Origin of the sequence: Chitinophaga oryziterrae (assembly GCF_009758125.1) — a bacterium.
In the GTDB taxonomy this organism is placed as follows: domain Bacteria; phylum Bacteroidota; class Bacteroidia; order Chitinophagales; family Chitinophagaceae; genus Chitinophaga; species Chitinophaga oryziterrae.
On the sequence record NZ_WRXO01000010.1, the window covers coordinates 230,162 to 249,932 of the forward strand.

At 44.5% G+C, this 19,771-nt stretch carries 20 protein-coding genes; 12 read left to right on the forward strand and 8 right to left on the reverse strand.

The window, feature by feature from the left end:
- Nucleotides 1-26: 26 nt before the first annotated feature.
- The 5 genes from metH to GO495_RS26805 all read left to right on the forward strand — a co-directional run bounded on the left by metH (nt 27) and on the right by GO495_RS26805 (nt 4,735).
- Nucleotides 27-2,774 carry a methionine synthase gene (gene metH, locus GO495_RS26785; RefSeq protein WP_157303023.1) on the forward strand — a complete coding sequence of 916 codons (2,748 nt, stop codon included), beginning with the start codon at nt 27-29 and terminating at the stop codon, nt 2,772-2,774.
- A 24-nt stretch (nt 2,775-2,798) separates the two neighbouring features.
- Nucleotides 2,799-3,566 (forward strand): exodeoxyribonuclease III, encoded by a 768-nt coding sequence (locus GO495_RS26790; RefSeq protein ID WP_157303024.1) that lies wholly within the window; start codon nt 2,799-2,801, stop codon nt 3,564-3,566.
- Entirely contained in the window at nt 3,563-3,865 is a 303-nt protein-coding gene (locus GO495_RS26795) for a DUF4286 family protein (protein WP_157303025.1), read from the forward strand. The genes GO495_RS26790 and GO495_RS26795 overlap by 4 nt, the downstream gene beginning before the upstream one ends.
- A gap of 308 nt (nt 3,866-4,173) precedes the next feature.
- The gene (locus GO495_RS26800; RefSeq protein ID WP_029465307.1) at nt 4,174-4,443 is read left to right on the forward strand and encodes an HU family DNA-binding protein; all 270 of its coding nucleotides are present in this window, start codon (nt 4,174-4,176) and stop codon (nt 4,441-4,443) included.
- Nucleotides 4,444-4,606: 163 nt separating this feature from the next.
- Nucleotides 4,607-4,735: a 30S ribosomal protein THX gene (locus tag GO495_RS26805; protein ID WP_089781824.1), complete on the forward strand. Its 129-nt coding sequence runs from the start codon at nt 4,607-4,609 to the stop codon at nt 4,733-4,735.
- Between the two features lie 55 nt (nt 4,736-4,790).
- Here the strand turns inward: GO495_RS26805 and pdxH are convergent, their stop codons facing one another.
- Nucleotides 4,791-5,435 (reverse strand): pyridoxamine 5'-phosphate oxidase, encoded by a 645-nt coding sequence (gene pdxH / locus GO495_RS26810; RefSeq protein WP_205691331.1) that lies wholly within the window; start codon nt 5,433-5,435, stop codon nt 4,791-4,793.
- Between the two features lie 142 nt (nt 5,436-5,577).
- Between pdxH and GO495_RS26815 the strand changes: the two genes are divergently transcribed.
- Nucleotides 5,578-6,660 (forward strand): DUF3298 and DUF4163 domain-containing protein, encoded by a 1,083-nt coding sequence (locus GO495_RS26815; RefSeq protein WP_157303026.1) that lies wholly within the window; start codon nt 5,578-5,580, stop codon nt 6,658-6,660.
- A 62-nt stretch (nt 6,661-6,722) separates the two neighbouring features.
- Here the strand turns inward: GO495_RS26815 and pyrH are convergent, their stop codons facing one another.
- The 6 genes from pyrH to GO495_RS26845 form a co-directional block, all read right to left on the reverse strand.
- Nucleotides 6,723-7,436 (reverse strand): UMP kinase, encoded by a 714-nt coding sequence (gene pyrH / locus GO495_RS26820; protein ID WP_089781821.1) that lies wholly within the window; start codon nt 7,434-7,436, stop codon nt 6,723-6,725.
- A gap of 161 nt (nt 7,437-7,597) precedes the next feature.
- Entirely contained in the window at nt 7,598-8,425 is an 828-nt protein-coding gene (gene tsf, locus GO495_RS26825) for a translation elongation factor Ts (protein ID WP_157303027.1), read from the reverse strand.
- Between the two features lie 119 nt (nt 8,426-8,544).
- Nucleotides 8,545-9,582 carry a 30S ribosomal protein S2 gene (gene rpsB, locus GO495_RS26830; protein WP_157303028.1) on the reverse strand — a complete coding sequence of 346 codons (1,038 nt, stop codon included), beginning with the start codon at nt 9,580-9,582 and terminating at the stop codon, nt 8,545-8,547.
- Between the two features lie 74 nt (nt 9,583-9,656).
- Complete coding sequence (gene rpsI, locus GO495_RS26835) at nt 9,657-10,046, reverse strand: 30S ribosomal protein S9 (RefSeq protein ID WP_089781816.1); 390 nt, start codon at nt 10,044-10,046, stop codon at nt 9,657-9,659.
- Between the two features lie 14 nt (nt 10,047-10,060).
- On the reverse strand, nt 10,061-10,504 hold the full coding sequence (rplM, locus tag GO495_RS26840) for a 50S ribosomal protein L13 (RefSeq protein ID WP_157303029.1): 444 nt from the start codon (nt 10,502-10,504) through the stop codon (nt 10,061-10,063).
- 288 nt (nt 10,505-10,792) lie between these two features.
- Nucleotides 10,793-11,485: a zinc metallopeptidase gene (locus GO495_RS26845; protein ID WP_157303030.1), complete on the reverse strand. Its 693-nt coding sequence runs from the start codon at nt 11,483-11,485 to the stop codon at nt 10,793-10,795.
- Between the two features lie 599 nt (nt 11,486-12,084).
- On the opposite strand from GO495_RS26845, the gene radA reads away from it, so the two are divergent.
- The 5 genes from radA to GO495_RS26870 all read left to right on the forward strand — a co-directional run bounded on the left by radA (nt 12,085) and on the right by GO495_RS26870 (nt 17,586).
- Nucleotides 12,085-13,455: a DNA repair protein RadA gene (gene radA, locus GO495_RS26850; RefSeq protein ID WP_157303031.1), complete on the forward strand. Its 1,371-nt coding sequence runs from the start codon at nt 12,085-12,087 to the stop codon at nt 13,453-13,455.
- 37 nt (nt 13,456-13,492) lie between these two features.
- Nucleotides 13,493-14,185, forward strand: coding sequence for a ComF family protein (locus GO495_RS26855; RefSeq protein WP_157303032.1), 693 nt, complete (start codon nt 13,493-13,495; stop codon nt 14,183-14,185).
- Between the two features lie 76 nt (nt 14,186-14,261).
- Nucleotides 14,262-14,789, forward strand: coding sequence for a glutathione peroxidase (locus GO495_RS26860; RefSeq protein ID WP_157303033.1), 528 nt, complete (start codon nt 14,262-14,264; stop codon nt 14,787-14,789).
- A gap of 88 nt (nt 14,790-14,877) precedes the next feature.
- Complete coding sequence (locus tag GO495_RS26865) at nt 14,878-16,011, forward strand: DNA polymerase III subunit (protein ID WP_157303034.1); 1,134 nt, start codon at nt 14,878-14,880, stop codon at nt 16,009-16,011.
- A 162-nt stretch (nt 16,012-16,173) separates the two neighbouring features.
- The gene (locus GO495_RS26870) at nt 16,174-17,586 is read left to right on the forward strand and encodes a PSP1 domain-containing protein (protein WP_157303035.1); all 1,413 of its coding nucleotides are present in this window, start codon (nt 16,174-16,176) and stop codon (nt 17,584-17,586) included.
- Between the two features lie 141 nt (nt 17,587-17,727).
- Here GO495_RS26870 and GO495_RS26875 read toward each other — a convergent pair whose 3' ends face one another.
- The gene (locus GO495_RS26875; RefSeq protein ID WP_240915342.1) at nt 17,728-18,807 is read right to left on the reverse strand and encodes a nucleoid-associated protein; all 1,080 of its coding nucleotides are present in this window, start codon (nt 18,805-18,807) and stop codon (nt 17,728-17,730) included.
- A 41-nt stretch (nt 18,808-18,848) separates the two neighbouring features.
- Here GO495_RS26875 and GO495_RS26880 point away from each other — a divergent pair, with 41 nt between their 5' ends.
- Entirely contained in the window at nt 18,849-19,739 is an 891-nt protein-coding gene (locus GO495_RS26880; protein WP_157303037.1) for an SMP-30/gluconolactonase/LRE family protein, read from the forward strand.
- Nucleotides 19,740-19,771 lie beyond the last annotated feature (32 nt).

Below are 19,771 nucleotides of genomic sequence, written 5' to 3' on the forward strand. Positions count from 1 at the left end.
ACTCCTCATAACTACCTCAGCAACAAATGAGCGAAACATTAACTACTGAAGATACTTTAAGGGATCAGGACGATAAAAAGGTGATTCAACCTTTCCTGCGCCTGAGTGGACTGGAACCTCTCGTGGTAAGACCGGAAACAAACTTTCTCAACATCGGTGAACGTACCAACGTAACCGGTTCTAAAAAGTTTGCCCGTCTTATACGTGAAGGATTATATGAAGAAGCGCTCTCTGTTGCCCGTCAGCAGGTGGAGAACGGTGCGCAGATCCTGGACGTGAACATGGATGACGCTCTCCTCGATGGAGAAGTTGCCATGACCACCTTCCTCAACTTACTCGCTTCCGAACCGGATATCTCCAGGATCCCGGTAATGATAGACTCCAGTAAATTCAGCATTATAGAAGCCGGCCTCAAATGCCTTCAGGGTAAATGTATCGTGAACTCTATCAGTCTTAAAGAAGGTGAAGAGAAGTTCATAGAACATGCCATGATCTGTAAGAGCTTTGGTGCTGCCGTGGTGGTAATGGCCTTTGACGAACAGGGACAGGCAGATACTGAAGAGAAAAAAGTGAGCTTCTGCCACCGCGCCTACAAGATCCTTACAGAAAAAGTAGGTTACGATCCACAGGATATCATCTTCGATCCAAACATATTTGCCATCGCTACCGGTATAGAGGAACATAACAACTACGCAGTAGACTTTATCAATGCTACCCGCAGGATCAAGCAACTGATGCCCCTCACCAGTATCAGCGGTGGTGTAAGTAATATTTCCTTCTCTTTCCGTGGTAACGACGTTGTGCGCGAAGCCATGCACTCCGCATTCCTGTACCATGCCATCAAAGAAGGCATGAACATGGGTATCGTGAATGCAGGGATGCTGCAGATCTACGATGAAATAGAACCTACCCTGCGCGAACTCTGCGATGACGCAATCCTCAACCGCAGGGAAGACGCCACGGAACGCCTCATCAACTACGCTGAAACCGTAAAGGCCAAAGGCAAAGTGATAGAGAAGGATGAAACCTGGCGCCTCGGTACAGTGCAGGCAAGACTCAGTCATGCACTGGTAAACGGTATCACAGACTACATTGAAGCAGATACAGAAGAAGCCCGTCAGTTATATCCACGTCCCCTCGATGTGATCGAAGGGCCGCTGATGGATGGAATGAACATCGTGGGAGATCTCTTCGGTAGTGGTAAGATGTTCCTGCCACAGGTCGTAAAAAGCGCCCGCGTAATGAAAAAATCGGTAGCGGTACTCACTCCTTTCATCGAAGAAGAGAAGCTGAGATTAGTGGAACAGAATGGCGGTAAAGTGAAGGCTGCGGGTAAAATACTCCTGGCAACCGTAAAAGGAGACGTTCATGATATCGGTAAAAACATCGTAGGTGTAGTGTTAGGCTGCAACGGATACGACATTATAGATATGGGCGTAATGGTCCCCGCAGATAAAATCCTGCAAACCGCCCGTCTGGAAAACGTAGACATCATTGGCCTGAGTGGGCTGATCACTCCCAGCCTGGACGAAATGGTACACGTGGCCCGTGAAATGAAACGTCAGAACTTTAACGTTCCCTTGTTAATTGGCGGTGCTACCACTTCCCGTACCCATACCGCTGTGAAAATAGCGCCTGAATATGAACATGGCGTAGTACATGTGCTGGATGCTTCCCGTAGCGTAACCGTTACCGGCAGTCTGCTTAACAAAGCGCTTAAAAAGAACTTCCTGGGAGAAGTAACAACCGAATACGATAAACTCAACGAGAGTTTCAAGAATAAAAAGTCTACCAAACAATTCCTCTCCATCGCTGATGCCCGCAAGAATAAAGCGATCACCGACTGGACCGGCTTCGTTCCTGTAAAGCCTAAAGAGCTGGGTGTACAGGTATTCCATGCATATGACCTGGCAGAGATTGCTCAGTATATCGACTGGCAGCCTTTCTTCATTTCCTGGGAACTGCACGGTAAATTCCCGCAGATCCTGACAGACGAGATCGTAGGTGTAGAAGCTACACGCCTCTACAATGATGCAAAGGATATGCTCAAACGCATTATCGAAGAGAAATGGCTCACTGCAAACGCAGTAATAGGGCTGTTCCCTGCCAGCAGGACCGCAGACGACACCATCACGGTAGAATCTCCTAAAGGTGGAAAGGTAAACCTGGAATCTATCAGACAGCAGGTGAAGAAAGCGCCGGGACAACCCAACTACTCCCTCGCCGATTTCATTGCGCCCGCAGAATCAGGTATCCAGGACTATATGGGAGGCTTTGCCGTAACAACCGGTAATGACATAGAAATATGGCTGGAAAGATTCAAACAGGACCATGATGATTATAGCAGCATAATGCTGAAAGCCCTGGCAGACCGCCTGGTAGAAGCATTTGCTGAACTGATGCATGAACGTGTAAGAAAAGAATGGTGGGGATATGCAACAGAAGAACATCTCTCCAAGGAAGACCTCATCAAAGAGGAATATCTTGGTATCCGCCCTGCACCAGGTTATCCTGCATGCCCGGAACATACTGAGAAGTACAAGCTGTTCGACATGCTGGATGCCACTGAAAACACAGGCATTTCATTAACCGAATCTCTCGCCATGATGCCCGCTTCCAGTGTAAGCGGCTGGTACTTCGCCAATCCTGCTGCCAAATACTTCGGTATCGGTAAGATCGAAAAAGACCAGGTAATAGACTATGCCGAACGTAAAGGCTGGACTGTGGAAGAGGCGGAGAAGTGGTTACGCCCGGTGCTGGAATATGATATGTAATTCCCACATTATTTAATACTGATCATGAGAATTGTTTCCTATAACGTAAATGGCCTGCGTTCCGCAATGACCAAAGGTTTTACCGATTGGTTGCGTACAGACCCTGCTGATATCATCTGCCTGCAGGAGATAAAAGCCCATAAAGACAATGTAGATCATCAGCAGTTCGACGAACTTGGTTACGAACACTACTGGTATCCGGCGCAAAAGAAAGGCTATAGCGGCGTTGCCGTGCTGACTAAAATCAAACCTACCAACGTCCAGTATGGAAACGGGTACATGCAGAGCGATGCAGAAGGCCGTGTCATCCGTGTAGACTTCGGAGATGTTACCCTTATCAATACTTATATTCCTTCAGGTACCAGCGGAGACGAACGTCAGACCTACAAATACCAGTGGCTCGACGAGTTCTACGGCTACCTGGAAGAGTTGAGGAAAACAAAGCCTAATATAATTGTATGTGGCGATTACAACATCTGTCATAAACCCATTGATATCCACGATCCTGTTGGTAATAAAAATTCTACAGGTTTCCTTCCTGAAGAAAGAGCCTGGATGGATAAACTGTTTAATAATGGATTTGTAGATACTTTCCGGCAGTTTCATCCGGAACCGCATCAATACAGCTGGTGGAGCTTTCGTGCAAACGCAAGGGCTAATAATAAGGGATGGCGCATAGATTACATCAATGTTACAGCTCCTTTACAACCACGTCTGCTGCATGCACAGATATGGCAGGATGTTAAACATTCCGATCACTGCCCCGTTTTTCTGCAATTAAGTCAACCATGATTATCTATAACGTAACTACTAAAGTAACCAACAATATCAACGAAGAATGGCTCCGGTGGATGAAACAGGAGCATATCCCCATGATAATGGCGACTGGCCTTTTCCACGATTTCCGCATCTGCAGATTGCTGGAACAGGATGATCAGGATGGTCCAACCTACTCAATACAGTACTTTACTGATACACTGGAAAACTACCAGACTTACCTCTCAGAGCATGCTCCGGCGCTAAATCAAACGTCGTATCTGCTCTTCGGAAGCCAGTTTGTATCATTCAGAACTGTGATGCAGGTAGTATAACTACCTAAACTTATCCACAGGAAATCCACTGTTTATAAGGGGTTTAGACTTTGGTACAATACTTGGATACATACAGCGTTTATTATAATTACCATGGCAAACACTCTATAGTGGCCGATTTCAGAATGCGACAGGGTAATACCCTACGTTACCATGACAATGGTGAATCTTCTGGAACCGTTACCTGTAGGCGTTTTCAGCCGATAGTTTTTTGTTTAAAAATAATTCAAAAAATTTGGTAATCTGATAAAACGCGCTATATTTGCTCACATCAAACATTTTAATTAACTAGTTAAATCTTACTAGCTATGAACAAAGCCGAATTAATCGACAAGCTGGCAAAAGACGCCGCGATCACTAAAACCCAGGCTAATGAAGCCCTGGATTCTTTTACTAAAGCTGTTGCTGATACCTTGAAGAAAGGTGGAAAAGTAACTTTAGTAGGTTTTGGAACTTTCTCTGTTTCTAAACGTGCTGCACGTAACGGTAGAAACCCACAGACTGGTCAGATCATCAAGATCAAGGCTAAGAAAGTTGCTAAATTCAAAGCTGGTAAGGCTCTGTCCGACAAGCTTTAGTCTGTTAGCTTAACTTATTCAAGCAAGGAACACTTCTGTTTCTTGCTTTTTTTTTGCCCGTATACAGGCGGAGAGTAGTATGAATTAAGCGAATTAGCGTAATTTGCGTGAAATTAGCGGACTTACGTCCCTATAGTATTAAACGTCAACAAAACTATTAACAATGGGTAGAGGTGATATCAAAACCAAAAAAGGTAAGATTTTCAGTGGTTCTTTCGGCAAGTCAAGACCTGCCAAACCAGCTAAGGCTGCCGCTGAAAAGAAAGCTGCCGCTGCTGCAAAGCAAGCTTAAAACATTTTGAATGATCAATTACTGATGACCAGTAATTGATCATTCGTAATTATTATCAGGGAGCGAGACGCTCAATCTTCCAGCTATTCCCTTCCCGACTGTACAATAAACGATCATGCAGGCGATTACTACGTCCCTGCCAGAACTCCATCTTCACGGGCTTTACAACATAACCACCCCAATACGCAGGACGCTCCGGTTCTACCAACACATATTTCTCCGCCAGTATCTGCACCTGTTCTTCCAGGAAATTTCTGTGTGGAACTACTTTACTCTGAGGAGAAACGATCGCACTCAATCGGCTACCGGCCGGCCGGCTGTTATAATATTCATTACTCATCTCAGCAGATACCTTACTAACTACACCGTCTATACGCACCTGTCTTTCCAGCTCACGCCAGAAGAACAACAACGATACATTCGGGTTAGCTGCCATTTCCTGCCCCTTACGGCTTTCGTAATTGGTAAAAAACACAAAACCATCTGCATCAAAACTCTTCAGCAGCACAATACGCGCAGACGGATATCCATCCGGAGTACTGGTTGCCAGCGTCATGGCATTGGGTTCATCCACTTCACTGGTGGTAGCTTGTTTCCACCAGCGATCAAACTGTTCTAGTGGTTCCGGAGCAACATCATGCTCATCCAGGGAGGCCAGGCGGTAATCTTTACGCAGGTCTGCAACTTGTTTATTCAACATGGGCCTATAATTTTCTGTTCCGCAAAGATAGTAGATGCAATGCAATTCTGCCGGCATGTCCCCCCTTCCTGAATATGATATTCGACGCCCTGTAACATGATTATCATCATATTCAAATATTAATATTTAGTACTTTTATAACATGAGAACTATCCTTTTTGCTATTACCTGTTGCGTCTTTATGTCCTGTGGCAGGCAAACCAAACATCATAACTCAGTAACGTTACCAAACTTTACCACCACGCCTTATTACTATGTACACCTAAAAGGTAAACTCGGTGACCAGGCAGTAACAATGGACCTGCTAAAATCCGGGCCCTGGATGTACAAGGGGTTTTATACCTACGACGGAATAGGAGAACCTATAACAATATGGGGAAGTCTTAATAACAACGGATACATTGTGCTGAATGAAAACACGGACCGGGATGATGAAAGGTTCTTTACAGGGCAGCTTGATAGCACTGGCACTTTTAAGGGCATTTGGCGGGGCAATAAAACGTCCCATCCATTTACCTTAAAGCCCGATTTTGACGACGCTATAGGGCTGGATGTGTATTATGCAGCCGATTCCGTAAAGTTGCTGCCAAACAATCCGGCTACACCGACAGGTGAGGCCAGTAACTGCATCTTATGGCCAACGGCATCAACGGAAGAACCTTTGGCAGACTTTATAAGGAGAAGCTTTGCAGACGGTAAACAGGTCAATAACGTAAGGCAGTTTATAAAAAGAGATATCGATTCCTTCCTCCTTACCTATAAAACAGGTGCAGCAGACATGGATACAACGGACGGCATTCCGGCTACCGCTAACTGGTCTGCAGATGCCGATATGAAAGTAGTCTGGAATCACTACCCGATCCTGTCTGTTGAATATTTCAATTACGAATATACGGGAGGGGCACATGGTAATTACGGAGCCTGGTACCAGGTACTTGATCTGGAAAAAAAGAAGATCCTCAAACCAGAAGATATTTTCAAACCGGAATATAAAACAGCGCTGGTCCCGGAACTGGCAAAGTCGTTCCGTAAGGCTTTTAAGATGCAGGAAGATGATTCGATAGAGAGCATGTTGTTGCAGAAAGATATCAAACCTAATGACAACTTTTATCTCACAGACAAAGGCGTTGCATTCAGCTATACACCATACGAGATAGGCCCTTATGCACTCGGACAGGTCACATTGTTCATCCCTTTTAAGGACATCAAATCGTTATTGAAATAGGCATAAAAAAAGCGGAATACAAAGTATTCCGCTTTTTTTATATCAATGATTTAACGTAAAGTTCAGCCGGTTACTAACGTACCCACATTTTTACCCATGATCACCTGTAACAGGTTACCTACTCTGTTCATATCGAACACGATGATAGGCAGTTTATTCTCCTGACAAAGCGTAAACGCTGTCATGTCCATTACGTTTAAAGACTTCTGGTATACTTCGGAGAAAGAGATCGTTTCATAACGGGTAGCGGTAGGGTCCTTTTCAGGATCTGCCGTATAAATACCGTCTACACGGGTTCCTTTCAGAATCACATCTGCCTGTATTTCTATGGCACGCAGAGAAGCGGCGGTGTCTGTAGTGAAATACGGGTTACCGGTACCGGCTCCGAATATTACCACACGGCCTTTCTCCAGGTGACGGATGGCACGGCGACGGATATAAGGTTCAGCGATCTGCTCCATTTTGATAGCAGATTGCAGACGGGTATACAACCCAGCCTTTTCCAACCCGCTTTGCATAGCCATACCGTTGATTACCGTTGCAAGCATCCCCATGTAATCTCCCTGTGCTCTTTCAATACCGGTTTCTGCTTCATTCATTCCCCGGTAAATGTTCCCGCCACCAATTACGATGGCTACCTGAACACCCAGGTCTGTTGCAGCTTTGATATCGTATGCATACTGCGAGATCACTTTGTGATCGATACCATAATTACCATCTCCCATCAGGGATTCCCCACTCAGTTTGAGTAAAATACGTTTATACTTTGGCAACATGATTATTGAAAAATGATATTGAGATTGTAGTTAGAGAATAGATTACTGGGCCCGAAGATACAAAAAATGCCGAACGCTTCGTGCTTAATACAAGCCGCTCCGTATAGGCACAAAAAAAAGGAGAGAACTAAATGTCTCTCCTTTTCTTACAGGTAAGTGAATTACCCTAATGCGATCCTGGTAAAACCTGTTACCTTCAGATCTGCGCTAACAGATTTCAGGTAATCAGCTACAGACTTATTGTTATCCTTAACAAAAGCCTGCTGTAACAGGGTATTATCCTTATAGAACTTGTTAATCTTGCCTTGTGCAATCTTTTCCGCCATTTCAGCTGGTTTGCCTTCAGCCTTGATCTGGTCAATTGCGATATCTCTTTCACGGGCAATCAGTTCAGCTGGTACGCCGTCTGCATCAACTGCAATCGGGTTCATCGCTGCGATCTGCATAGCTACGTCTTTACCTACTTCTTCAGATACAGGCTGGGAGAAACCAACCAGTACACCCATGCGGTAAGTACCGTGGATATAAGAAGTAACGGAAGCAGCAGTGATTTTTTCAAACTTAGCCAGGGTGATCTTTTCACCGATCTTAGCTACCTGATCATTCACTTTATCTGCAACGGTTGCTCCATCCAGGGAAGCGGCACCCAGTTCTTCAACTGTGTTAACACCTGTGCTGATAGCGAGATCAACTATAGCCTGAGCAAATTTGATGAAGTCTTCGTTCTTAGCCACGAAGTCAGTTTCACAACCTAATGCTACTACAACACCAGATTTACCATCTGCCGCAGTTTTAGCAATGATCACACCTTCTTTAGTTTCACGGTCGGAACGCAGCGCTGCTACTTTCTGTCCTTTCTTACGCAGGTAATCCACTGCTTTTTCGAAATCACCATCACTTTCAACCAGTGCTTTTCTGCAATCCATCATACCTGCTCCGGTTTGCTGACGCAGTTTGTTCACATCAGCGGCTGTAATTGTTGCTGCCATAAATTATAATGAGTTTAAATGAATGAGGTTTTATTGTTTATCCATTCTAATGATCAATTGCGAATCACGGATCAAAGATGTCCACGACTCGCAATTGATTATTTCTAGATTAATCAGAATTATCTTCCGCCACCAGGTCTTGGACCACCACCGGAACCAGCTGGGCGACGTTGTCCGCCTGCACCACCGCCACCGGGTCTTGTACCGCCACCACCGGGACCACGGCCAGGACCACCAGGTCTGTTACCGCCGCCGCCACCGGGCCTGTTACCACCGCCGCCGCTGCCGCCACCGGGACCACGACCAGGTCCACCAGGACCACGACCAGCGCCGCCAGGACCACCACGACCAGGACCACCTGGTTTACGACCTCTCTCTCCACGATCATCACCACCTTCCAGCTCAAATTTCAGTGCCTGGTTGTCTGCTTCTTCCTCTTCTATAACGTCGTCAGTTTTTTCGCTAGCTCTTTCAGCCAAACCTTCTGCAATTGCTGCAGCAATATAGTTGGTGATGATTGCTATTGATTTAGTGGCGTCATCATTTGCAGGAACTGCAAAGTCAACTTTGGTAGGATCTGAGTTAGTATCTACCATACCGAAGGTAGAAACACCCAGACGACGGGCTTCTGCCAGTGCAATGTGCTCATGGCTGATATCCACCAGGAATAATGCGGCAGGAACACGAGCCAGCTGAGCGATACCGCCCAATACTTTCTCCATTTTTTCCTTATCGCGCGTTAATGTCAGACGTTCTTTCTTAGTAATGCTATCGAATGTTCCGTCAGTCAGCATCTTTTCAATGCTCTGCATTTTCTTAACACTCTTACGGATAGTAGCGAAGTTGGTTAACATACCACCTAACCACCTTTCGGTAACATAAGGCATGTTCACACGTTTTGCAGCTTCTGCTACGATTTCTTTAGCCTGTTTCTTCGTGGCCACGAACATGATCTTCTTACCACTCTTCGCGATAGATTTCAGGGCAGCTGCGGCTTCCTGTAAACCTTCAACTGTTTTGTTAAGATCAATGATGTGAATACCTTTCTTTTCTGCGAAAATATAAGGCAGCATCTTAGGATTCCACTTTTTCTTCAGGTGACCGAAGTGTACACCTGCCTCCAGTAATTGCTGCTGTAATGAGGTATTATTTTCCATGTTATTGTAATCTGTTATAAAGGATCAATGTTAATAATCTGCGATCAGCGCTTAGCCTTACGCATTCACCACAACTAGCGTTTAGAGAACTGGAAGCTTCTTCTTGCCTTACGTTTACCTGGTTTCTTACGCTCAACGCCTCTAGGATCACGTTTCAGCAAACCAGCCGCTTTCAATGCAGGACGGAACTCAATGTTCACCTCGCACAATGCACGCGCAATACCCAGTTTCACGGCTTCTGCCTGACCTTTGATACCACCACCGGCAGCATTAACCTTTATATCAAATTTATCCAGTACGTCTACTGTTTTCAACGGAAGTTCAACCTGGTTCTGCAGGTAAACTAACGAGAAGTATGTTTTATAGTCCTTGTCGTTGATGATAACGTTACCAGTACCCTTGCTGATATAGATACGGGCAACAGCTTCCTTACGACGACCAATGGTATTTTTTTGCTTTTCCATGTATCAGAGAAGAATTAGAAAGTTAAGGATTTAGGTTTCTGCGCTGTGTGCGGATGTTCAGCACCGGCATATACAAATAATTTTTTGTACATAGCACGTCCCAGGCGATTCTTAGGCAACATACCCTTTACAGCCCTTTCTATTACTACTTCTGGTCTGCGGTTGATCAGCTCCTTAGCAGTTTCTGCTTTCTGGCCACCTGGATAACCGGAATATGTAAGATATTCCTTGTCATGCCACTTATTACCCGTTAACTGCACTTTTTCAGCGTTGATAACGATAATAAAATCACCACAGTCAGTATGAGGTGTGTAGTAAGGTTTGTTCTTACCTCTTAAAATGGACGCAATCTTAGCGCTCATCCTGCCCAATGTCAGGTTGGTAGCGTCTACAATGTGCCAGTCACGCGTTACGGTTGCGTCGTTGGCCGATTTAGTCTTAAAGCTTAAAGTATTCATTATAGTATATAATAAAATTTATACGTCTTACAAACTATCCCAAACAATTTGGGAGGGCAAAGCTAACTTTCTTACTTTGAATAACAATGAATTTTGGAGACTTTTTTACAAGCACCCTCACAACAGATTGATTATCAATAAATATTTTGACGATTAGTTATTAACACACATCCCCACTATTTAAAGTATACTATTTTCATACTGATAAATAAGGCTTAACACATTTATTATATACTATATGCAAAAGCCGGAAGCATAACTGCCTCCGGCCCTGATCTGATAAATATCCTAATCGCGGTGCCGGGAACCACCCATATATATTAATATATATTGAAACAAGGTAACCACAGATGCCAGCGCTGCTACCACGTAAGTCATGGCTGCCCACCACAAAGCATCCTTGGCCTTGTCATGCTCCTCCCGCTTCATCAGGTTCGTACTGTCCAGCCAGGCCAGCGCCCTGCGGGAAGCATCAAACTCTACAGGCAGCGTAATCAGGGCAAATACCGTTGTTACTGCAAACAGGATAATCCCGCCCAACAACAGTGTCGGAAATACATTGATCAGCAGGATACCGCCCAGCAATACCCATTGCACCAGGTTAGAACTAAACTGAACCGCCGGCACCAATTTAGAACGCATTGATAACCAGGGATATGCCCGGGCATGCTGCACGGCATGACCGCACTCATGCGCGGCAACTGCTGCGGCAGCCACATTGGCCCCACTATATACATCAGGACTGAGATTCACTGTTTTATTGGCCGGATCATAGTGGTCGGATAGGAACCCATCCACGGAAACCACCTGCACATCGTAAATCCCGTTCTCCTTCAGCATCTTCTCGGCAACTTGCTTACCGGTAAGACCAGACGAGGTCGGAACCAGGCTGTATTCCCTGAATTTACCCTTCAACCGCAAACTAACCAGCATGCTGATACCTATAAATATCAGCGATACGATCATAATTCCAGGTGTCATAATTATCGAATAAAGGTTTATTAACTACAAATCTACAGGTAGTAACATCAAATAAACATCCAATCCCCCCTCCTTCCAATCATTTGTGATTTCCTTAAGAAACGCCCCTTTTTTCTCTGCCAACCTGAAAATTAACACTGCCAATATGTCCTTAAAAGAAAATTACAACCCTTGTTTCCGGCCTTTCTGACAGATATAAATTATGTCACTATTAGAGATTTTTCATATATAAATCTAGGCTTCATCATTCCTATTTATCAACCTTTTACGAACTTTAATTGAACGTATTATTAAATGCTTTTCTGCCCTGAAACATGCTATGGGAGCCGATCTGTCATACCCCTACCACCCATCAAAAGTTATTAACATCTATTAAATAAACTTTTTTATTCTGTAGCCATTTAGTAATTTAGACCTGAATTTAATGGGTTAGTAAGTAGAAAGAGTCAGCAGAAAATTCTGTTGGCTCTTTTCTTTTTTACTCATTTTCCTTCTCCCACATTTTTGCAACAGATCCACGCATTTTTTTCAATCACAATTACTTTTTTCACCAACTTCTTACAACGAATTGCTTATAGTGAAAAACTTAACTTCGCGTCATGAAAATAAAAACCGCTTTTTTTTGTCAGCATTGCGGATACGAATCAGCTAAGTGGACAGGCAAATGTCCAAGCTGCGGACAATGGAATACTTTTGTTGAAGAGAAAGTGCAAAAGGATATTCCATTACGTAATATCAGCTGGCAGGAAGAAAAAGAAAATACCCGTTCCAATAATATTGTTAACCTCTCTGACGTAAGCGGTATTGAAGAAGAAAGATTATTAACGCCTGATGGAGAACTGAATCGTGTATTAGGCGGAGGCATCGTCCCGGGCTCACTGGTACTGGTTGGCGGCGAACCAGGTATAGGTAAGAGCACGCTCTTTCTGCAGAACGCGCTGATGCTGAAAGATATAACAACACTCTATATCAGTGGTGAAGAAAGTGCGCAACAGATTAAAATGCGCGCAGATAGATTACAGATAAAAAATGATAATTTCTTTCTGCTTACAGAAACCTCTACGCAAACCATTTTCCAGGAAATAAAAAAACTCCGTCCGCAATTAGTGATCATCGATTCAATACAAACATTGCAATCACCACTCATTGAGTCTGCTCCCGGCAGCGTATCACAAATAAGAGAAACAGCAGCAGAGATGCAACGCTTTGCTAAAGAAAGTCATACCCCCGTTTTCCTCATCGGACATATCACTAAAGACGGCTCCATTGCGGGTCCTAAAATACTGGAACACATGGTAGATACTGTGCTGCAGTTCGAAGGCGATCAGCACTATGCCTACCGCATATTACGTACCATCAAGAACCGCTTTGGCTCCACCGCAGAGTTGGGCATCTATGAAATGACCGGGCAGGGACTGCGGCAGGTAACCAATCCTTCCGAGATCCTGATCTCCCAGCGTGAAGACATGCTCAGTGGCGTGGCGATTGCTTCCACGATGGAAGGCATGCGCCCTATGCTCGTAGAAGTGCAGGCCCTCGTTACACAATCCGTTTACGGTACTCCGCAACGTACCGTTACCGGCTTCGACCTGCGCCGGTTACAACTGCTGCTTGCCGTACTGGAAAAACGCGGCGGATTCCACTTCGGCATGAAAGATGTATTCCTCAACATTGCAGGTGGTATCAGGGTGGAAGACCCCTCTATAGATCTCTCCGTATTATGCGCCTTACTATCCTCTTACGAAGACATTGCTATTGGGAGTAACATCTGCTTTGCAGGTGAAGTAGGATTAAGTGGAGAGATCCGTGCAGTGAACCGTATAGAACAACGCATAGCAGAAGCAGAGAAACTGGGCTTCGAAAAAATATTCATCAGTCGATATAATAAGAAAGGCGTAGACTTCAGTAAGTTCAATATTGAAGTGATAGCGGTAGGCAGGGTAGATGAAGTGTACAAAGGATTATTTTAATTCGTACTTTCAGCAGGTTAATCAATCCATTGTTGAAATGAGAAGCCTGCTGTCTTCTTTACTGCACTTATTCTATCCGCATGCTTGTGAGGGTTGCGGTACAGATCTTACATCTTCCGAAGAAATACTTTGTCTTACCTGCCAGGAGAAATTACCCCGCACCGGCTATCAGCATTACCCCGCCAATCCGGTGGCTAAAATCTTCCGCGGAAGGGCAGATATCTCTCATGCAATGGCGGCCTATTACTATAGGAAAGCATCCCTTTTGCAATCGCTTATCTACCAGTTCAAATATCACAACCGCAGGGATGTTGCGCTGCAACTGGGAAGGCAAACCGGGTACATGCTTTTGCAAAGCAAATGGTTACACGAAATCAACTGTATCATACCCGTGCCACTTAGCAAAGCAAGGGAACGCCACCGTGGCTATAACCAGGCTGCATTACTGGCTGCCGGCATTGCTGCCGTCATAAAAAAACCGGTGATTTCCCATGTGCTTACCAGGGAAAGCTACCGCTCATCCCAAACAAACAAGAACAGGATACTGAGATGGGAAAATGTAGAAGAAGCATTCTCACTGCAGCAGGCTCACGTTATCAGGAATCAACATGTACTGTTGGTGGATGATGTAATCACCACCGGGGCTACAACAGAAGCCTGCTGCCAGGTCTTATTACAGGAAAAAGTAAATGTGAGTATATGTTGCCTTGCTTACGCTAATCACTCTTAACATCTTCTATTCATTTATTTACTTAATTTTAATAACAACACATTCACCTTTACAAACCACGATAAAATTTATCCATATGTTAAAAACATTGCTCATTTCAATGCTGATATTCATGAAAGCAGGTGCTATTTATGATTTTAAAGTAGATGCTGTTGATGGCGGCAAGATCAACTTCGCTGATTATAAAGGCAAAAAGATCCTGATCGTAAATACGGCTTCCATGTGCGGGAATACGCCACAGTATGCTGAACTGGAAAAACTCTACAAAAAATATGAAGGCAAACTGGTGATCATCGGTTTCCCGGCTAATAACTTTGGCTCACAGGAACCAGGCACTAACAAAGAGATCCAGGAGTTCTGCACAAAGAAATATGCAGTTACCTTCCCAATGGCAGCAAAGATTTCTGTAAAAGGATCAGATATCCATCCTATATATAAATGGTTGCTGGAAGAAAGTAAAGCAAAACATTTTCAACCAGAGGAAGTAACCTGGAACTTCCAGAAATATCTCCTGGATGAAAAAGGTAACCTGGTTGCTGTGTTTGCCCCCAAAACACAACCTTTCGCTCCTGAGGTAATAGCTGCGATAGAAAAGAAATACTAATTACTTAAAATACCAGATTTAAAAGCAATTACGGGAGTATCCTGTAATTGCTTTTTTCATTTCTCCTTTTCTCCGTTAATTTGCACCTATGCTTTTTTCCAACATCATAGGCCAGGAGGATATTAAGGAACAACTGATCAAATCAGTAGTGCAGAACCGCATGAGCCACGCAATTGTGTTGCTGGCTCCGGAAGGGACCGGCGGCCTTCCGTTGGGATTAGCCTTTGCACAATACCTTGTATGCGAAGATAAACAGGCGGATGATGCCTGTGGCAAATGCCAGGCCTGCGTAAAAGCGGCTAAATACATCCATCCGGACATTCACTTCTCTTATCCGGTAATTCCCCGTAAACCAGGAGATAAACCTGTAAGTACCGACTATGCTGCTGAATGGAGGGAGTTTATTGTAGCCCAGCCTTATGGGAATGCTTACGACTGGCTACAGTTTATCGGGGCAGAAAACAAACAGGGGAATATCACGGCTACAGAATGCCAGGACATCATTCACAAGCTCAGCCTCAAGAGCTTTGAAAGCCAGTATAAGATCTTACTAATGTGGATGCCCGAGTATCTGGGGAACGAAGGGAACAGATTATTAAAGCTGATAGAAGAGCCACCAGCTAATACCCTTTTCTTATTAATAGCAGAGAACCAGGAACAGATCCTGGCCACCATCCTCTCCCGTACACATCTGATAAAGGTAAACCCCTTACCAAAAGAAGTAATGGTAGAGGCGTTGATCTCACGCGCCCAGATACCACCTGCCAAAGCCCGGCAGGCGGCAACGATTGCTGCGGGTAACTACCGGGAGGCATTGTACCTGTTACAGAACTCAGACGATGATTACCATGAGCTTTTACGCAACTGGCTCAACTATATCTTCACGAATAACCGCCCTGCCCTGCAGGAATGGGTAGACACCGTCGCTAAAATGGGGCGTGAAAACCAGAAACAGTTTCTCCGTTATTTCATCAACCTGCTGGAACACACCCTTCGCCTTAAATATATTGATAAGAGCCAGCTGGCATTTTCTGAAGAGGAAACAGACTTTGCTACAAAACTGCAAAAACTGGCCAACCTGCAACAGATGGAGCTGATCATGCAGGAGTTAGACAGCGCCTGTTACTATGTTGAGCGCAATGCCAACGCTAAATTATTGTTCCATGCGCTCTCTATCAAGCTACAGTACATCTTTAAAAAGAGGCCCATTCCAATGATGTAAAAGCGCCTCAGCCGCATTTCCGCGGCAACACCGCACTTTAGCACAATTTCCGCTATCTTTGTCACTTACGTCCCTTTTGTATTACAAAGGGAAAGACGTACTTTAAAGCCGCCCGGGACAGATACCGGAAGCATATTCATTTAATACTTTAAACTAATTAATATGGCTTGTGCCGGATGTGGTACAGGTGCAGAGGGGAAGCCGTCAGGATGCAAAAGCAATGGAGGTTGCAGTACTGGAGGCTGCAACAGGCTTAATGTATTTGACTGGTTGGCCAATATTCCCTTAAGTGACAGCTTAGCACCATTTGATATTATTGAAGTAAGTTTTAACAACGGTAGCCGCAAGGATTTTTTCCGCAATGTCACCAAGCAGTTTCTCGACAAGGGAGAAATGGTTACAGTAGAAGGAGTTAGCGGTTTTGATGTTGGCCAGGTGACCCTCACCGGAGAACTGGTAAAACTACAGATGAAGAAACGTCGCATAGAAGATACCCCCGAGGTGAAAAAAGTGCTGCGTCGATCTACGAATGAAGACCTTAACCGCATGGGCGATAACAAAGCCCGCGAAAAAGAAGCCCTCATCAAAGCCAGAGCAATGGCCCGTAGTATCGGTCTTGAAATGAAACTTGCAGAAGTGGAGATTCAGGCAGACGGACGTAAAGCTACTTTCTTCTACACCGCCGATGACAGGGTGGATTTCCGTGAACTGATTAAATTATACGCCGGCGAATTCAGGGTAAAGGTGGAAATGCGCCAGATAGGTGCCCGCCAGGAAGCCGGTAAAGTAGGTGGTATCGGAAGCTGTGGAAGGGAACTTTGTTGTTCCACCTGGTTAACAGACTTCAAAAGCGTAAATACTACTGCTGCACGTTACCAGAATCTCTCTATCAACCAGGCCAAACTTTCCGGCCAGTGCGGACGTCTTAAATGCTGTCTGAACTATGAGCTGGATACTTACCTGGATGCGCTGAAAGAATTCCCGGAAGATGCAGATAACATTGAAACGACTAATGGTGTTGCTTCCCTCCAGAAGAGAGACATCTTTAAAAACCTGATGTGGTATTCCTACGGAGACAGTAATAAGCAATATCCGCTTACTATTACCCGTGTAAAAGAAATACGTCAGCTGAACAGGCAGGGTATTAAACCCGAAGACCTGAAACCGGTAGAGGTTATTGCCGGTAAACCAAAAGAAACTGACCTTGGCTTTGCTGATGTAGTTGGACAGATCAGCCTTCGCTCTCTGGAAAAAACCTCTCAGAAACGCAAGCATAAGGACAAGGAAAAACAAAAGCACAAACAAAAATCCCAGGATCAACCGCAGCAGCAACAGCCGCAACAACCTGGTAAAAAAGCTGATGGTAAGCCGGATGCCCGCCCGCCACAACAACAAAGGCAGCAGGAAAACAGACAGCAACAACCACAAAAGCCTAAACAGGAACAGCGTAATAATCCAAACCCAAGGCAACAGGGTCAGGGACAACAAGGCCCCGGTAACAACCCAAAAGGACCAAGGCCACAAGGACAGGGAGGAAATAACCGCCCGCCTAAACCAAGGCAAAAACAACAATAGTACATCTCATTCATAAAAAAGAGGCCATCCTGATCGGATGGCCTCTTTTTTCATGCAAACACCTGAAAAACAAAAAGGCCGTCCGAAAGAACAGCCTTTGTTTAACAATTGGTTTTTGCTTATGAAAAAAAATTTAATCGATTACGTTTCGTTCTCGAATAGTAATTTATAGTAAGACATGTTGGTAGCTTCATCAAATCCCCGTTCTATCATCTCCCTGTCACCATGGATATAGATATGGAAATTCCTATCCAGCTTCAGTACGCTCTTGAATACTTTTTGCTGCTTCTTCACCGCGGGTGAGGAAATATCAAACTCGTCAGGGATCTGCTGCTGAGACTCATGCTGAAAGTGATCCCGGTACTCCTTAAATGAAGCAATCGCTTCCGGATTCCCTAATACTTCCTGTGCAAAATCATCCAGCTGAAACTGCTCCTTTTCCTTAAAATACGCGGCTGATTTATTGAGCAGGTCTACCTGGTCCACTCTGCTGATCTCATATTCACTGGGCAATTTATCATGTATAAACTGCTTACACATGTTCACCGCAAGCTCTGTCTGATGATAACTGTCATCCCTGCGTTGAATCTGCAGAAACGAATCTTTCCAGTATACCGCCTCATTTTGCTTGCTGATGCTGTCTATAACACTGACTTTGTACCCATTCTCTTCTTCAGTGTTGTATACAAGACACCCTTTATCCAGCTTGTTTATATTGATCCCATCATCGTAGTTTACCTGGTAGCTCTCATTGGCAAGGAATACTTTCAGGTATGTGTCCCGGGTCTCTGATTTGAAGATCCCCAATGCTTCAACATCTTCCCCATCTACCTGGCATTTACTAAAGTACGCTATGTATAGTTCTCCCCCTTTTATCTTCGGATGAGTGGAATGCTTATAGAGATGTTTTGCTATATTGACTGACTGCTCATGAAAATTGTCCCGATTCTCAAATATACGACGGCAATACTGAAATATTTCATTTAATTGTAAATCAGCTTCATGGAAAAAACGGAAATATTCAGCACTGTTGGTAAATGGCTGAATGAAATAAGTTAAAAGCAACTGGCTGATCGTTTCATCCTGCAATTCAAGCGGGGCCTGCGAGCATATCAGGGCTTCTTCCTGCGAAGGGTTACCTACCTTATGTATAGATAGTAACTCAAGATCTTTAAATTCAGAAACATGTATCATGGCGGGGCGAAAATACAGATTCCCCATATCTTTTCTTAACTTGATACTTCAACGTCAATATTTTTATCATGAAACAACATATCTGTTTATTACTGGCTGTAACCGCAGGCTACACAGCTATGGCACAGGTAAAGACTTCAGAGCTGTACAAAACACAGGACCTTACCAAAGAGAAAATGTTTTCAGTGAATATCGAAGGCCCCAACTTTGACAAAGCCGGCAACCTCTATGTAGTGAACTTCCTGCGGGATGGTACAATAGGGAAGATCAGCCTCAAAGACGGCAGCGGTGAAATCTTTGTGAGCCTTCCTGATAGCAGCATAGGCAACAGCATCCAGTTTAACAGCAAAGGGAACATGTATCTCCCGGACTTTAAAGGGCACAACGTCCTTGAAGTAAATCCCAGGACCAAAAAAGTAAGTGTATACGTACATTCAGATAAATTTCACCAGCCTAATGACCTCTGCGTAAACAGCCGTGATCAGGTATATGCTTCTGACCCCGACTGGAAAAACAACGGCGGACAGTTATGGCGTATTGATAAAGGAGGAAAGATGGTTCTCCTCGAAGGCAATATGGGTACTACCAATGGTATCGAACTTAGTCCGGATGAAAAGACCTTCTACGTAAACGAAAGCATTCAGCGCAAAATCTGGAAATATGATGTTGATAAAGCCGGGAACATCAGCAACAAAAAACTCTTTGCAGAATATCCTGATTTTGGATTTGATGGGATGAAATGTGATAAAGCAGGTAACCTCTATGTTGCCCGCTGGGGTAAAGGCACTATCGTTGTCCTCTCCCCTGCCGGTAAAGAGATCAGAGAAATTCCCCTTACAGGTAAACAGTGCAGCAACTTAACCTTTGGTGGTAAAGACGGTAAGACCGTATTTGTAACTCTGCAGGATAGAAAATGTATGGAAATGTTCCGCGTAGCAATAGCCGGCAAACGATACTAAAAAAGAGAAGGTCGGTGCAAATGCACCGACCT

What these genes read in the sequence shown, in the direction of transcription:
- metH (WP_157303023.1), top strand. Translation starts at nt 27, where the DNA reads ATGAGCGAAACATTAACTACTGAAGATACTTTAAGGGATCAGGACGAT.
- GO495_RS26790 (WP_157303024.1), top strand. Translation starts at nt 2,799, where the DNA reads ATGAGAATTGTTTCCTATAACGTAAATGGCCTGCGTTCCGCAATGACC.
- GO495_RS26795 (WP_157303025.1), top strand. Translation starts at nt 3,563, where the DNA reads ATGATTATCTATAACGTAACTACTAAAGTAACCAACAATATCAACGAA.
- GO495_RS26800 (WP_029465307.1), top strand. Translation starts at nt 4,174, where the DNA reads ATGAACAAAGCCGAATTAATCGACAAGCTGGCAAAAGACGCCGCGATC.
- GO495_RS26805 (WP_089781824.1), top strand. Translation starts at nt 4,607, where the DNA reads ATGGGTAGAGGTGATATCAAAACCAAAAAAGGTAAGATTTTCAGTGGT.
- pdxH (WP_205691331.1), bottom strand. Translation starts at nt 5,435, where the DNA reads ATGTTGAATAAACAAGTTGCAGACCTGCGTAAAGATTACCGCCTGGCC.
- GO495_RS26815 (WP_157303026.1), top strand. Translation starts at nt 5,578, where the DNA reads ATGAGAACTATCCTTTTTGCTATTACCTGTTGCGTCTTTATGTCCTGT.
- pyrH (WP_089781821.1), bottom strand. Translation starts at nt 7,436, where the DNA reads ATGTTGCCAAAGTATAAACGTATTTTACTCAAACTGAGTGGGGAATCC.
- tsf (WP_157303027.1), bottom strand. Translation starts at nt 8,425, where the DNA reads ATGGCAGCAACAATTACAGCCGCTGATGTGAACAAACTGCGTCAGCAA.
- rpsB (WP_157303028.1), bottom strand. Translation starts at nt 9,582, where the DNA reads ATGGAAAATAATACCTCATTACAGCAGCAATTACTGGAGGCAGGTGTA.
- rpsI (WP_089781816.1), bottom strand. Translation starts at nt 10,046, where the DNA reads ATGGAAAAGCAAAAAAATACCATTGGTCGTCGTAAGGAAGCTGTTGCC.
- rplM (WP_157303029.1), bottom strand. Translation starts at nt 10,504, where the DNA reads ATGAATACTTTAAGCTTTAAGACTAAATCGGCCAACGACGCAACCGTA.
- GO495_RS26845 (WP_157303030.1), bottom strand. Translation starts at nt 11,485, where the DNA reads ATGACACCTGGAATTATGATCGTATCGCTGATATTTATAGGTATCAGC.
- radA (WP_157303031.1), top strand. Translation starts at nt 12,085, where the DNA reads ATGAAAATAAAAACCGCTTTTTTTTGTCAGCATTGCGGATACGAATCA.
- GO495_RS26855 (WP_157303032.1), top strand. Translation starts at nt 13,493, where the DNA reads ATGAGAAGCCTGCTGTCTTCTTTACTGCACTTATTCTATCCGCATGCT.
- GO495_RS26860 (WP_157303033.1), top strand. Translation starts at nt 14,262, where the DNA reads ATGTTAAAAACATTGCTCATTTCAATGCTGATATTCATGAAAGCAGGT.
- GO495_RS26865 (WP_157303034.1), top strand. Translation starts at nt 14,878, where the DNA reads ATGCTTTTTTCCAACATCATAGGCCAGGAGGATATTAAGGAACAACTG.
- GO495_RS26870 (WP_157303035.1), top strand. Translation starts at nt 16,174, where the DNA reads ATGGCTTGTGCCGGATGTGGTACAGGTGCAGAGGGGAAGCCGTCAGGA.
- GO495_RS26875 (WP_240915342.1), bottom strand. Translation starts at nt 18,807, where the DNA reads ATGGGGAATCTGTATTTTCGCCCCGCCATGATACATGTTTCTGAATTT.
- GO495_RS26880 (WP_157303037.1), top strand. Translation starts at nt 18,849, where the DNA reads ATGAAACAACATATCTGTTTATTACTGGCTGTAACCGCAGGCTACACA.